The sequence below is a fragment of the Kitasatospora sp. NPDC057198 genome (assembly GCF_042670125.1).
GTDB lineage: Bacteria > Actinomycetota > Actinomycetes > Streptomycetales > Streptomycetaceae > Kitasatospora.
Genome location: NZ_JBHUWH010000003.1, coordinates 1 through 14,112, shown reverse-complemented (window position 1 = coordinate 14,112; position 14,112 = coordinate 1). Strand labels below are relative to the sequence as shown.

The following is a 14,112-nucleotide window of genomic DNA, read 5'->3' as shown; positions in this document are numbered from 1 at the left end:
CTCAGACCTCCTTGAGCAGGTGGGGCAGCGGCGGCAGCGCCGCGAAGGCCCGCTCCAGGGCCGCCAGCGCCTCGCCGATCCGCCAGGACGCGCGGTCGCGCGGCCCGACGGCATTGGACACGGCCCGCAGCTCACCGGCCGCGAGCCCGAACCGGGCGGCCGCCTCGGCCACCCCGAAACCCTCCATCGCCTCGGCCAGCGCCCGCGGGTGCCGCTTGAGCAGCGCCCCCGCGCGCTCCGCCGAGCCGGTCACCGTGGACACCGTCAGCACCTCGCCGACCGCCCCGCCGCAGGCCCCCGCGAGGGCCGCGACCAGGCCCGGCGGCACCGGGTGCCGCACCGTGCCGAACCCCAGCTCGGTGACGTCCGCGAAACCGTCCGGCGTCTCGGCGCCCAGGTCGGCCGCCACCACCGCGTCCGCCACCACCAGCGAGCCGAGCGGCGCGGCGGGCGCGAAACCGCCCGCGATGCCCGCCGACAGCACCAGCCGGTACCGGCCGCGGGCCAGCGCCGCCGCCGTCCCCGCCGCCGCGGCCGCCGGACCGACCCCGGCGGCCAGCACCCCGGCCCCCGAACCCGCGCCCAGCCCGCGCCGCACCGCCTCGGCCTCCGCCTCCACGGCCACGACGACGAGCAGCCCGGCGGCGGGGCCGGGCTGCTCGTCGGTGCGCTCAGCGGTCATCGACCGGAGCGTCAGCTGGTCTTGTTGTTCAGGTCGAAGAACCACACCGCGTAGATGTCGTCGGTCTTCGAGTCCTGCGAGACCACCGTCACCGAGGTCAGGTCGCCGCTGGCCAGCAGACCGGACGCGGGCTTCGAGCCGGAGTACGTCACGCCCTGGGCGTTGCTGATGATCGTGGCGCGGCCGCCGCCGCTGCTGCTGCTGCCGCCGCCGTCGGTGATCGCGTACCAGCCCTTCTCGGCCAGGTCCTTCGGCACCCCGACGCCGATCCGGTCGCTGGACCGGACGTCCAGGCGCGGAAGCTTCTTGTTCTCGCTGTCCGTCTGGGCCTTCTTGGCGCAGGCGTTGAGCGCGGCCGTCTCGATCGGCTTGCCGTCGTTGTAGCAGAAGGGGGCCGCGGTGGTGGTGGAGGTGCCGACCACCATCGTCGCCACGTTCTCGCGGGGCTTGCCGGCGTCGTTCGCCCAGTAGATACCGGTACCGAGGGAGGCGGCGCCGACGACGACGACGCCGGCGATACCGGCGATGGCACGGGTGCTGAGGCTCATGCGCAAGAGGCTACTCGCCTTCCGTGATCACACGACGCCGGGGTGCCCGAGTCGTCCGAGGTTAGGCCGTGCGCGGGCGCGCCGCGCAATCCCGGCCGGGGCCGTCGCTCAGGCCACCCGGGGCCGGGCCGCCGGCCGGCGCGGCCCGACCCGCAGCAGCGAGCGGAACGTCCACAGCAGCATCACCGTCATCACCGCCGCCGCCACCGTCAGCCCCAGCACCGGGTTCAGCGGCAGCGCGATGCCCACCGCGCCGCCCGCCACCCAGCACAGCTGTAGCACCGTCTCCGACCGGGCGAACGCCGACGTCCGCACCGCCTCCGGCACGTCCCGCTGGATCAGCGCGTCCAGCGCCAGCTTCCCCAGCGACGCCGCCATCCCCGCGACGCCCGCCACCACCGTCACCGTCACCACCCCGTACCAGAGCGCCGCCGCGCCCGCCGCCACCGTCGCCAGCGCCAGCACCGACGTCACCAGCACCTCCGAACCGCGGGTGCGCAGCCACGACCCCAGCACCGACCCCAGCGCGTTGCCCAGCCCCGCCGCCGCCGCGACCAGGCCCAGCGCGACCGTCCCCGGCAGGCCGCCCGGCGGCTCCCGGCGGATCAGGAACGCCAGGAACATCACCAGGAACCCGACCAGCCAGCGCAGCGCCGCCACCCCGCGCAGCGCCATCACCACCGACGGGCCGACCGCCCGCAGCACCCCCTTGGGGCGCGGCTCCGGCGGCCCGGAGAGCAGCTCCGCCCGCTGCTCGCCCTTCGCCGAGTCCACCTGGTGCGGCAGGTGGAAGGCCATCAGCGTCCCTATCACGAACACCACGAACGCCCCGCGCAGCGGCCACCCCGGCCCGAGCAGGTGCAGCAGCCCGCCCACCCCGCCCGCCACCAGCGTGGTCAGCAGACCCGCCAGCGTCACCCGCGAGTTCGCCTTCACCAGCGACAACTGGGCGGGCAGCAGCCGCGGCACCACCACGCTGCGCACCACCCCGTACGCCTTCGACGCCACCAGCACGCCCAGCGCTTCCGGGTACAGCGCCAGCCCGCCGTCGGTCACCGTCGCCGCCATCACCCAGGCCAGCGCGGCCCGCGCCAGCATCGACATCGCCATCGCCGACCGGCGGCCGTTCGGCAGCCGGTCCAGCAGCGGGCCGATCACCGGGGCGAGCACCGCGAACGGCGCCATCGTGATCAGCAGGTACAGCGCGACCCGGCCGCGGGCCTCGCCGGTCGGCACCGAGAAGAAGATGGTGGACGCCAGCGCCACCGTGATCAGCATGTCGCCGAACGAGTTCAGCGCGTGCAGCTCGATCAGCTTCGCCAGGCCGGACTCGCCCGCGCCCTCCGCCGACGTCGCCCGCCGGATCCGCCGGCCCGTCCCGTGCACCAGCCGGCCGGTGCGCACCCCCACCGCCGACGCCCGGCGCGCCCAGAAACCGCGGGCGCGCACCGTCGGCGCCTCCTCCTGACGGTCCGTCGGGCGCGCCTCGGCCGCCTCCGGCTCACCGGGGGCCACCGGGTGCGGCCGCGACACGGCGGACGCCCCGGAACGGCCTTCGGACGGCCCGGGACGCGGTCCGTGTTGCGGCGGTTTCTCCTCCGCCACACACCCATCCTGCCCGAGAATCGCCGACCTAACGAGTGATTGTCCGGGCGTCGGCGCGCCCGCCCCCACGGCCCGGACTGTGCTGCACCGCCGACCGGCGGGTAGCCTGCACTACGCGCATGCCCGGCCTCCCGCAGGGGGGTGGCCGACCTGGGCGGCGCGGCCCGGCCACGGAGTGGTCCCGGGTCTAGCAGAATGGACCGGCCCCGTGCTCGCGGGGGTCGCCCGGACACCCGAAGCGGCAGCCGGCGCGGGCCCGCCCGCCGGGAGCCGCCGCGGGCCGCAGGATGACAGGACTGGGAGAGAACCGACGCCGTGAGTGCTGCTATGCGAAGCCGTACCCCTGACCGGCTCTGTGCAGAGGCCGTCGACCTCGCCCGCCGGGCCGTGGTGGACAGCGTCGGAGAGGCCGTCGTCGGCCCCCACGTGAAGGCGAGCGCGGACGCCGAGCGCGTCGTCACCCACACCTTCGAATGCCTCGACCCGGCCTACCGCGGCTGGCACTGGGCGGTGACCGTCGCCCGCGCCCCGCGCGCCAAGAACGTCACCCTGGACGAGGTCGCCCTGCTCCCCGGCGCGGGCGCCGTGCTCGCCCCGCAGTGGGTCCCGTGGAGCGAGCGCCTGCGCCCCGGCGACCTCGGCCCCGGCGACCTGCTGCCCACCGGCGCCGACGACCTGCGCCTCGAACCCGGCTGGACCGGCGAGGACGAGATCGCCCCCAACTCGGCGCTCGCCGAGGCCGCCGAGGACGAGGCCCCGCCCGCCGACATCCAGCCGGCGCCCGCCCGCGCCAAGATCAGCGCGATCGCCGAGGAACTCGGCTTGGTCCGGCCCCGGGTGCTCTCCCGGCACGGTCTGCACCAGGCCGCCGAACGCTGGGAGACCGCGTACGGCCCGCAGACCCCGATGGCGCAGTCCGCCCCCGCCTCCTGCGACACCTGCGGCTTCCTCGTCCCGATCGGCGGCTCGCTCGGCCAGGCGTTCGGCGTCTGCGGGAACGAGTTCGGCCCCGCCGACGGCCAGGTCGTCTCGCTCGCCTACGGCTGCGGCGCCCACTCCGAGGCCGCCGTCCTGCCGGCCCCGCCCGTCCCCAGCGAACTCATCCTCGACGAGACCGTCGTCGAACCCCTCCCGCTGCACCCCGACCGCGCCTCCGGCTCGGTCGAACCGGACGCGCCCGCCGAGGAACTCGGCCACGCGTAAGCGCCGCGCTCCGACAGGTGCGCGCACAGCAGGACCGCGAAGCGGCGGCAACCCACCGCCCGTGCCGCGGTCCTGCTGACGTCCGCCCCCGCCGCGCGCAGCCCCCCGCGCCCCCGGTTCCGCGCACGGCCCGTCGGGGACGACTGGCAGAATGCCGACTCGTACGCAGACCACGCGAAGGGCGGCTCGGCACGTGGAGTCTCGGATCATCGGCAGCGCGGCGTCCCCCGAGGAGTCGGACGTCTTCGACACGGCCCGGCTGCGGCACACCGTGCTCACCGCCTGGACGGCCGCGCCCGCCAGATTCCGGGAGGACGCCAACGCCGAGGAGGAACTCGCGCTCGGCGGCTACCGGGACCGGCTGATCGTCGAACTCGCCCAGAACGCCGCCGACGCGGCCGCCCGGGCCGGCGTCACCGGCCGGCTCCGGCTGACCCTGCGCGACGGCGTACTGGCCGCCGCCAACACCGGCGCCCCGCTGGACGCCGCCGCGGTCGAGTCGCTGTCCACCCTGCGGGCCTCCGCCAAGCGGGAGGACGAGCGCGAGGTGGTCGGCCGGTTCGGCGTCGGCTTCGCCGCCGTGCTGGCCGTCAGCGACGAGCCCGCCGTGTTTGGGCACACCGGCGGCGTCCGCTGGTCGCTCACCGACGCCCGCGCGCTGGTCGCCGGAATCCCGCAGCTCACCGAGGAGTTGACCCGCCGCGAGGGCCACCTGCCGGTGCTCCGGGTGCCGTTCCCGGCCGAGGGCGAGGCCCCCGAGGGCTACCACACCGTGGTCGTCCTGCCGCTGCGCGACGCCGCCGCCGAGGACCTCACCCGGCGGCTGCTCGCCGAGGTCGACGACGCCCTGCTGCTGACCCTGCCCGGCCTGGCCGAGGTGGTCGTCGACACCCCCGAGGGCGTGCGCACCCTCACCCGCACCGCGCACCCGCCGCGCCCCGAACAGCTCCCCACCGTCACCATCACCGACGGCGGGCACAGCACCACCTGGCAGACCGTCAGCGCCTTCGGCACCGCCGCCCCCGAACTCCTCGCCGACCGCACCACCGAGGAGCGCGCCCGCCCGCACTGGACGCTCACCTGGGCCGTCCCCGTCGACGAGGCCGGCCGCCCGCAGCGCCCGCGCACCGCCGCCGTGCTGCACGCGCCCACGCCCAGCGACGAACCGCTCGGCGTGCCCGCGCTGCTGATCGCCTCCTACCCGCTCGACCCGACCCGGCGGCACGTCGCACCCGGCCCGCTCACCGACTTCCTCACCGAGCGCGCCGCCGACGCCTACGCCGACCTGCTGCGCGCCCGCGGCGCCGACCTCCACTCGCTGGACCTCGTCCCCGCCCCGCTCGGCCAGGGCGCCCTGGACAACGCGCTGCGCACCGCCGTGCTGGCCCGCCTGCCCGAGACGCCCTTCCTGCCGCACCCGGAGGGCGCCGAGGAGGGCACCCCCGCGCTGCGCCCGCGCGACGCCGTCGTGCTCGAGGGCGCCGACCACTCGGTGGTCGAGGCGCTCGCCCCGATCTTCCCCGGCCTGCTCCCGGCCGGCCTGGAGCGCCGCACCGAACTGCGCACCCTGGCCGTGCGCCGCACCCCGCTCGCCGAGGTGGTCGACCAACTCGGCGGCCTGGAACGCCGACCCGCCTGGTGGCGGAGCCTGTACGCGGCGCTGGCCGGCGCCGACCCGGAAGCCCTCGGCGCGCTGCCCGTCCCGCTCGCCGACGGCCGCACCGTCACCGGCCCGCGCCGCGTCCTGCTGCCCTCCGACGCCGCCGACTGGGCCGGCTACGAGGGCTACCCCGAGACCCTCGCCGAGGCCCTCGACCTGCTCGACCTGCGCCTGGCCCACCCCGAGGCCGCCCACCCGCTGCTCGGCCGGCTCGGCGCCGCCACCGCCACCCCCGCCGGCGTCCTGGACACCCCCGAGGTGCGCGCCGCCGTCGCCCGCTCGCTGGAACTCGGCGAGGACGACTACGACGCCGCCGTCGACCTCGCCGACGCCGTCCTCGCCCTGGTCAAGGCCGCCGCCCCCGCCCCCGGCGAACACCCCTGGCTGGCCCGCCTCGCCCTCCCCGACGACGAGGGCGAACTCGCCCGCGCCGGCGAACTCCTGCTCCCCGACAGCCCGTTGGCCCGCCTGGTGGACGAGGACGACGCCGCCTTCGTCGACGACGACCTGTACGACCGCTGGGGCCCCGACGTGCTGGCCGCGGTCGGCGCGCTCACCGCCTTCACCCTGGTCCGCGCCGAGGACGTCGTCCTCGACCCCGACGACCTGGAGCGCCTCGACCCCACCGCCCCAGCCGACCGGGCCGCCGGCGGCCGCCCCACCGGCCTGATCGACGAGGCCCCCGACGGCCTCGCCGAATGGTGCGAGGACGCCCTCGAAGCCCTGCACGCCGACGACGCCGGGGAGTTGGGCGTTCCGCCGGTCGCCGCCGAACTGCTCGCCGTCCGCGACCTCGACCTGGTCGCCGACGACGCCTGGCCCGAAGCCCTCGCCCTGCTCGCCCAGCCCCCGTACCGGGACGCCGTGGTGACGCCCGTGCGCACCCTGCTGCCCGACGGCAGCTACACCGACCTGCCCCCGTACACCGCCTGGTGGCTGCGCGACCACCCCGTCCTGGACGGCCGCGAACCGGCCGGCCTGCGCGCCGCCGGGGCCGACCCGCTGCTGCGCGGCCTCTACGACGAGGCCCGCACCGACCTCGACCCGCAGTTCCTGCACGCCCTCGGCGTGCGCACCACGCTGAACGCGCTGCTCGCCGAACCGCACGGCCCCGAGGAGCTGATCGACCGGCTCACCGACCCGCGCTCCGAGGTCAGCCACCGCCAACTGCACGGCATCTACAGCCTGTTGGCCGCCCTCCCGGCCGAACGGGTGGAGGGGCTGGACGTCGTCCGGGCGCTCGCCCCGCTGGACACCGAGACCGGCCGCCGGGACGACCGCACCGTCATCGCGGACGCCACCACCGCGGTCGTTGCCGACGCCCCCGACCTGGTCGAACTCCTCCACGACCACGCCGTGCTGCCCGTCCACCCGCTCCTCGCCCCCGCCCTCGCCGAGCGCCTGCACGTCTCGCTGGCCAGCGAGGTGGCCGGCGGCCGCGTCCTCTCCGAGGGCACCCTGCACCGCACCCCCGCCGTGGTCCGCGAACTCCTCCCCGGCTGCCCCGCCGTCTACGAGGAGCACGACGAACTCCTGGTCGTCGGCCCCGACGGCGAGGAGGCCCACGTCGCCTGGCGCTGGGACACCGGGGCGAGCGCCCCCGAACTGCCCTACGACCCGGAGGACACCGAAGCCGCCGACGAGGACGACGAGTTCGACGTCCCGCCCGTACCCGGCCTGCTGCACGCCGCCACCCCCGAGGGCCTCGCCGCCGGCCTCGCCTGGTCCGTCCACCAGTGGCACCGCCGCTTCGAGATCCTCGCCGCCCTCACCGAACCGGACCGGGCGTACGAGCTGCTGGCGGCGCGCGACTACGAGTAGAGCCCCCGCCAGGGGCTCGGGGAACGGCGAGCTCGTGGCTGCTGGCGGTTCACTGCCGTTGGGTGCCGCCGCTTCTGGTTCCGTTACGGCACGCAGCAGCACGGACCTTCGATGGGCTCCGGCCGTCAGCAGCTCGGACCCGCCGTTCCCCGGGCCCCTGATCTCGCGCTCCGTTAGGGGTTCCGTTCGACGAAGATCCGCGAGGTGGCCTCCAGGAGGCAGCCCGCGATCAGGGCGATCGCGACGCCGGTCAGCGGGTCGCGCCAGCCGGCGAGTTGGAGCTGGAAGAAGTCGGCGAGCCAGGGGACCACCAGGACCAGGGCGAACGCGCCCGACATGGTGCCGATCAGGAGCAGGCGCCACCAGGTGTAGGGGCGGGCGACGATGGCGAGGACCCAGATGGCGGTGATGAACAGGGTCAGGGTGGCGACCGAGGTGTCGGCCTTCAGGGTGGTCTCGTCGTCGCCGCGGGCCAGCGCGTAGGCGGTGAAGGTCGCCGCGCCGCAGATCAGGCCGCCGGGGACGGCCAGCCGCAGGACGCGGCGGACGAAGCCGGTGCGGGCGCGCTCGTTGTTGGGGGCGAGGGCGAGGAAGAACGCCGGGATGCCGATGGTCAGCGAGGACAGCACCGTCGAGTGCCGGGGCAGGAACGGGTACGGCACCTGGGTGAAGACCACCAGCAGGGCCAGCAGCACCGAGTAGACGGTCTTGACCAGGAACAGCCCGGCGACGCGCTCGATGTTGCCGATCACCCGGCGGCCCTCGGCGACCACCGAGGGCAGGGTGGCGAAGCGGTCGTCCAGCAGCACGATCTGGGCGACGGCCCGGGTGGCGTCCGAGCCGGTGCCCATCGCCACGCCGATGTCGGCGTCCTTCAGGGCGAGCACGTCGTTGACGCCGTCGCCGGTCATCGCGACGGTGTGGCCCTTCGACTGCAGGGCGCCGACCAGGGCGCGCTTCTGCTGCGGGGTGACCCGGCCGAAGACGGCGGTGCGGTCGGCGGCCTCGGCCAGCTCGGCGGGGTCGGTGGGCAGGGTGCGGGCGTCGGTGGCGGTGTCGGCGCCGGGCAGGCCGAGGTGGGCGGCGACGGCGCCGACCGAGACGGCGCTGTCGCCGGAGATGACCTTGGCCCGGACGTCCTGGGAGCGGAAGTAGCGCAGGGTGTCCGCGGCGTCCTCGCGCAGCCGCTGCTGGAGGACCAGCAGGGCGAGCGGTTGCAGCCGGGCGGCGGGGTCGGGGTCGTCCAGCGGCAGCGGGCTGCGGCCCAGCAGCAGGACCCGCAGGCCCTTCGCGCCGAGCTCGTCGACCTCGGCGAGCGCGGGGGAGCCGGCCGGGAGCAGCACGTCCGGGGCGCCGAGCAGCCAGCTGCCCTCGGTGCCGCCGGGTTCGAGCAGTTGGACGCCGCTCCACTTGCGGGCCGAGGAGAACGGAACGGCCTCCAGCAGCCGCCAGCGGCCCTCCGGCGGCGGCCCGTACGCGTCGACGACGGCCCGCATGCTGGGGTTGGGGCGGGTGTCGGCGGCGCCGATCGCGCCGAGCGCCTCGGCCAGCACCGCCCGGTCGGTCGGCGGCTCCCCGTCCGGGGCGGGGAGCGGGCGCAGGTCGACCAGGTCCATGCCGCCCTCGGTGAGGGTGCCGGTCTTGTCGAGGCAGACGGTGTCGACCCGGGCCAGGCCCTCGATCGCGGGCAGCTCCTGGACCAGGCACTGCTTGCGGCCCAGCCGGATCACGCCGATCGCGAAGGCCACCGAGGTGAGCAGCACCAGGCCCTCGGGGACCATCGGCACGATGCCCGCCACCATCCGGCGCACCGCCTCCTTCCAGTCGTTGCGCTGCACCGCGAGCTGGCTGATCACCAGGCCGATCGCGGTCGGCACCAGCAGGAAGGTGATGAAGCGCAGGATCTGGTCGATGCCGGTGCGCAGCTCGGACCTGACCAGGGTGAACCGGCTGGCCTCCTCGGCGAGCCTGGCGGCGTACGCCTCCCTGCCGACCCTGGTCGCGGTGAACGCGCCCGCGCCGGCCACCACGAAGGAGCCGGACATCACGTGGTCGCCGGGGTGCTTGAGGACGGGGTCGGGCTCGCCGGTCAGCAGCGACTCGTCGATCTCCAGGCCGTCCGCCTCGGTGACGGTGCCGTCCACCACGGCCTTGTCGCCGATGCCGAGCAGCACCGTGTCGTCCAGCACGATCTCTCCGGCGGTGACCTGCACGGCGGCGCCGTCCCGGCGGACCTGGGGGCGGGCCTCGCCGATCAGCGCGAGGCTGTCCAGGGTCTGCTTGGCGCGCAGCTCCTGGACGATGCCGATCGCCGTGTTGGCGACGATGACCAGGCCGAACAGGCCGTCCTGGATCGGGCCGACCACCAGGATGATGCCGAACATCACCCCGATGATCGCGTTGAACCGGGTGAACACGTTGGCCCGGACGATCTCCCGCACCGAGCGGCTGGAACGCACCGGGACGTCGTTGACCTGCCCGCGGGCGACCCGCTCGGCGACCTCGGCCGCGCTCAGCCCGGGGTGGTACGCGCCGCCCGCACCGGTGGGGTGCGCGCCGGGGCCGTGCGGGGCGGTGCCTTCCGCGGAGTGCGTCATGGCACCGACTCTAGGTGGGCGTTTTGTCCGGTGCGCCCCGCCTCGGGACGGATTCCGGCCGGACGGGTGGCGGGTCCGGGGCCTGCTGTCCGGGGCCTGCTAGGAGACCGGCTCCCCGGCCGTCTCGGCGGCGGCGCGGGCGCGGCGGATCGCGGCGCGGCGGGCCGTGCAGTACTTGAGGCCGATCAGGCCGAGCAGGCCGCCGGAGAGGCAGATCCACGGCCAGCTGCCGTGGCCGTGGTCGGAGAGCCACCCCTGGAACGGCACCAGCGCCACGAAGCCGACGAACCACAGCACCGTGCCGGTGCCGACGATGGCGACGTCGTTGCCCTCCAGGGGCGGGGGAGCGGCGCGCAGAGCGGTCTTGGGCATGGGCCCTAGCCTACGGGGCGGCCCCGGCGCTCCGGCAGTGGCGGTCGGGTCGGCGGTGCGGGGGCCCGCGCAACCCGGAAGGCCCGAACGTGACCGGTGGTGACCGTAATGGGCTGACTCTACGCGCGAAGATGGCGCGTGCACGACCGGTGTCGACATACTGAAAATCCCCCCAACCCCGCTCCACCCGGTCTCCCCCGGCCTCCCCCCGATCGAGGACACCCGACATGTCTCCGCAGGCCCAGTCGACCACCGCGTCGCCCGAGCCCTCCCAGAACGCGCCGCAGCCCCCGTCCGGCGCCCTGGACCGCTTCTTCCGGATCTCCGAGCGGGGCTCCTCCCTGCCGCGCGAGATCCGCGGTGGTGTCGCCACGTTCTTCACGATGGCGTACATCCTGGTGCTCAACCCGATCATCCTGGCCTCGGCCACGGACATGAACAACACGCACCTCGACGGCGGGCAGCTGGTCACCGCGACCGCGCTCACCGCCGGTCTGACCACCCTGCTGATGGGCGTCATCGGCAACGTCCCGATCGGCCTCGCCGCCGGCCTGGGCGTCAACACCATCGTGGCGCTCCAGCTCGCCCCCCAGATGACCTGGCCCGACGCCATGGGCATGGTCGTCCTGGCCGGCTTCGCGATCATGCTGCTGGTCGCCACCGGCCTGCGCGAGCGCGTCATGAGCGCCGTCCCGCTCGGCCTGCGCAAGGCCATCGCGATCGGCATCGGCCTGTTCATCGCCCTGGTCGGCCTGGTCGACTCCGGCTTCGTCACCCGCATCCCGGACGCCGCCCAGACCACCGTCCCGCTCCAGCTCGGCGTCGGCGGACACCTGCACGGCTGGCCCGTGCTGATCTTCATCCTCGGCCTGCTGCTCACCATGGCCCTGGTCGTCCGCAAGGTGCCCGGCGCGATCCTGATCTCCATCGCCGTGATGACCGCCGTCGCGGTGGTCATCCAGCAGTTCGCCGACCTCTCCGCCAAGAGCTGGGGCCTGACCGTCCCCGCCTGGCCCGGCAACCCCGTCGCCACCCCCGACTTCGGCCTGGTCGGCCACTTCAGCCTGTTCGGCGGCTTCCAGCACGTCAGCGTGCTGACCGGCATCCTGTTCGTCTTCACCGTGCTGATGAGCTGCTTCTTCGACGCGATGGGCACCATCCTCGGCGTCGCCGACGAGGCCCACCTGCTCGACGAGAAGGGCGACCTCCCGGGCATCAACAAGGTCCTGATGGTCGACGGCATCGCCACCGCCGCGGGCGGCGCGACCTCCGCCTCCGCCAACACCTGCTTCGTCGAGTCCACCGCCGGCGTCGGCGAGGGCGCCCGCACCGGCTTCGCCTCGATCGTCACCGGCGCGCTCTTCCTGCTCGCGCTCTTCCTCACCCCGCTCGCGACCATGGTCCCCGCCCAGGCCGCCACCCCGGCCCTGGTCACCGTCGGCTTCCTGATCCTGGCGAACTCCGTCAAGGAGATCGACTGGTCCGACTACACCATCGCGATGCCCGCCTTCGTCACCATCGTGATGATGCCGTTCACCTACTCGATCACCAACGGCATCGGCTTCGGCTTCATCACCTTCTGCGTCCTGCGCCTCGTCGCGGGCCGCGGCCGCACCGTCCCGGTCGCGATGTACGGCGTCGCCGCCGTCTTCGCCTTCTACTACCTGATGCCGGCCCTCGGCCTGCTCTGACGCCCCGCCCCGAACGGCCCTCTTCCGCCTGTTGCGGGGGAGGGCCGTTCGGGGTGTCAGGGGGTGTGCGGGCGCGTTCGCGGGAGCGGGGCGAGGCGGGTGGTGAGGAGGGTGGCGGCGGCGAGCAGGTGGGCGGGGTCGGGGGTGCGGGCCAGGAGGATGACGATGACGACCAGCAGGGTGCGGTCGGCGGGCGGGAAGCGGCGGGGGTGGCGGGTGCGGGGCACGGGCGGTCCTTCGTCGGAGGGTCAGGCGGTGGTGCGGGCGACCAGGTCGTCGATGCTCTGGGCGGCGCGCAGGGTCTCGAAGCGGACGGTGCCGTCGGGGGCGGTGGTGGCGCCGTGGACGGCGGGCTCGGGGAGGCTGTTGTACGAGAAGTGGTTGGAGGGGTAGTAGGCCCCGCAGTCGAGCAGGCAGTACAGGTCGCCGGGCTCCAGCAGGGGGAGCGGGCGGGCCCGGGCGACCAGGTCGCCGGCGAAGCAGCACGGGCCGGCCACGTCCTGGAGGACGGGGACGCCGTGCTTGGCGGCGCCGGAGGGGTGGTGGGTGCTGATCCGCAGCGGCCAGCTGTCCGGCGCGAAGACGGTGCGGGTGGCGACCTGGGCGCCGGCGTGGCCGATCGCGATGGGGCGGCCGCCGGCCACCTTGGTGTACTCGACGTACGAGGCGACGAAGCCGGACTTGGCCAGCACGGAGCGGCCGAACTCGGTGGTCAGCCGGTAGCGGCCGTCGAACAGGACGGGGGCGTGCGCGCGCAGCCGCTCCACGTAGGCGTCCCAGCCGGGGGCGATCCGGTCGCCGGCGAAGTTGACCGGGAGGCCGCCGCCGATGTCGATGCCGGTGACCTGGCGGCGGCCCAGCTCCCGGTTGATCCGTTCGGCGAAGGCGGCGGTGCCGGCGATGCCGGTGGCCATCAGGTCCAGGTCGACGCCCTGGGAGCCGACGTGGCAGTGCAGTTCGGTGAGCCAGGGGCGGGCGCGGAACGCCTCGACCAGGCGGGCCGCGTTGCCGGTGTCGGCGAGCGGGACGCCGAACTTCGAGGTGGCGGTGGCGGTGCTCATCGCGGCGATCCGGCCGCCACCGACCTGCGGGTTGATCCGGACGCCGATCCGGGAGGAGCTGCGGCGGCCGGCCAGGACCGCGTCGACCCGGGCGAGCTCCTGCCAGTTGTCGATGTTGACGCTGACGCCGAGGTCCAGCGCGAGATCCAGTTCGGCGCGGGTCTTGGCGGGGGAGTCCAGCACGATCAGCTCCGGCGGGAAGCCCGCAGCCAGCGCCTGCGCGAACTCCCCGGGGCTGGCCACCTCGCACCCCATGCCCAGCTCGCGCAGCCGGCGCAGCACCGGTCCGAGCGGGTTGGCCTTGGCGGCGAAGGCGTGCCGCACCTCCGGGCCGGCGGGGAACGCGGCGTGCAGGGCGGCGACCGTCCCGGCGACGGCGTCCAGGTCGAGGAAGGCGGCCAGCGGGGCCCGCTCCGGGTCGAGCAGGCCCTGCCGGACGGCCGCGCGCAGGACGAGTTCGCGCCGCTCGGCGCTGATCGGGGGCGGGGAGGGGCGGTGCTCGGGCATGGGGACACACTCCGCACGGGTCGGTGCTCGGGAAGGAGGGAGGGGCCGGGCCGGCGGACCGGCGCCGGGGCCGTGCTTCCAGGATGGCCGCGGGCGCGGGGGCCGAGTAGTACCGGCCGGGCCGGGTTCCCCGGGTCGGACCGGCGGCCGGGCGCCGCCGCGGGTGCCGGTTGCGGCCGGCGCGGTCCGGGGCGGCGGACCGGCCGGGCCGGAGCGGTGCGGGCGGTCCGGGCGGGGGCGTCCGGCGGGCGCGGACGGGCGGGGGAGACCGGGTGCGGGGCCTTCGGCGGCGCGGGCGGCGGTGTCCGGCGCCCGGACCGGGCCGGGGCGGTGCGCGGGCACCGGATCGACGGGCGGATCCGGTG

General features: G+C 75.4%; 10 protein-coding genes. 3 read left to right on the top strand and 7 right to left on the bottom strand.

The genetic code is table 11. The features are described 5' to 3' along the window. Position 1: 1 nt before the first annotated feature. The 3 genes from ACFUEL_RS00635 to ACFUEL_RS00625 all read right to left on the bottom strand — a co-directional run bounded on the left by ACFUEL_RS00635 (position 2) and on the right by ACFUEL_RS00625 (position 2,679). The gene (locus tag ACFUEL_RS00635) at positions 2-682 is read right to left on the bottom strand and encodes a futalosine hydrolase (protein ID WP_380233673.1); all 681 of its coding nucleotides are present in this window, start codon (positions 680-682) and stop codon (positions 2-4) included. 11 nt (positions 683-693) lie between these two features. Continuing rightward, positions 694-1,230, bottom strand: a complete 537-nt coding sequence (locus tag ACFUEL_RS00630) for a hypothetical protein (RefSeq protein WP_380233672.1) — start codon at positions 1,228-1,230, stop codon at positions 694-696. Positions 1,231-1,338: 108 nt separating this feature from the next. Beyond that, the gene (locus ACFUEL_RS00625) at positions 1,339-2,679 is read right to left on the bottom strand and encodes an MFS transporter (protein ID WP_380233671.1); all 1,341 of its coding nucleotides are present in this window, start codon (positions 2,677-2,679) and stop codon (positions 1,339-1,341) included. 483 nt (positions 2,680-3,162) lie between these two features. On the opposite strand from ACFUEL_RS00625, the gene ACFUEL_RS00620 reads away from it, so the two are divergent. Together ACFUEL_RS00620 and ACFUEL_RS00615 are read left to right on the top strand one after the other, a co-directional pair. After that, a complete protein-coding gene (locus ACFUEL_RS00620) occupies positions 3,163-4,038 on the top strand; it encodes a DUF3027 domain-containing protein (protein WP_380233670.1) in 876 nt (291 codons plus the stop codon). Positions 4,039-4,231: 193 nt separating this feature from the next. Next, positions 4,232-7,519, top strand: a complete 3,288-nt coding sequence (locus ACFUEL_RS00615) for a sacsin N-terminal ATP-binding-like domain-containing protein (protein WP_380233669.1) — start codon at positions 4,232-4,234, stop codon at positions 7,517-7,519. Between the two features lie 173 nt (positions 7,520-7,692). Here the strand turns inward: ACFUEL_RS00615 and ACFUEL_RS00610 are convergent, their stop codons facing one another. Then, the gene (locus ACFUEL_RS00610) at positions 7,693-10,116 is read right to left on the bottom strand and encodes an HAD-IC family P-type ATPase (RefSeq protein WP_380233668.1); all 2,424 of its coding nucleotides are present in this window, start codon (positions 10,114-10,116) and stop codon (positions 7,693-7,695) included. Positions 10,117-10,215: 99 nt separating this feature from the next. Then, positions 10,216-10,488, bottom strand: coding sequence for a DUF2530 domain-containing protein (locus tag ACFUEL_RS00605; protein ID WP_380233667.1), 273 nt, complete (start codon positions 10,486-10,488; stop codon positions 10,216-10,218). 227 nt (positions 10,489-10,715) lie between these two features. Here ACFUEL_RS00605 and ACFUEL_RS00600 point away from each other — a divergent pair, with 227 nt between their 5' ends. Next, complete coding sequence (locus ACFUEL_RS00600; RefSeq protein WP_380233666.1) at positions 10,716-12,179, top strand: NCS2 family permease; 1,464 nt, start codon at positions 10,716-10,718, stop codon at positions 12,177-12,179. Between the two features lie 56 nt (positions 12,180-12,235). On the opposite strand, the gene ACFUEL_RS00595 is transcribed toward ACFUEL_RS00600, so the two are convergent. Further along, positions 12,236-12,406, bottom strand: coding sequence for a hypothetical protein (locus ACFUEL_RS00595; protein WP_380233665.1), 171 nt, complete (start codon positions 12,404-12,406; stop codon positions 12,236-12,238). A gap of 21 nt (positions 12,407-12,427) precedes the next feature. Continuing rightward, positions 12,428-13,747, bottom strand: a complete 1,320-nt coding sequence (locus tag ACFUEL_RS00590) for a diaminopimelate decarboxylase (RefSeq protein ID WP_380233664.1) — start codon at positions 13,745-13,747, stop codon at positions 12,428-12,430. Between the last annotated feature and the right edge of the window lie 365 nt (positions 13,748-14,112).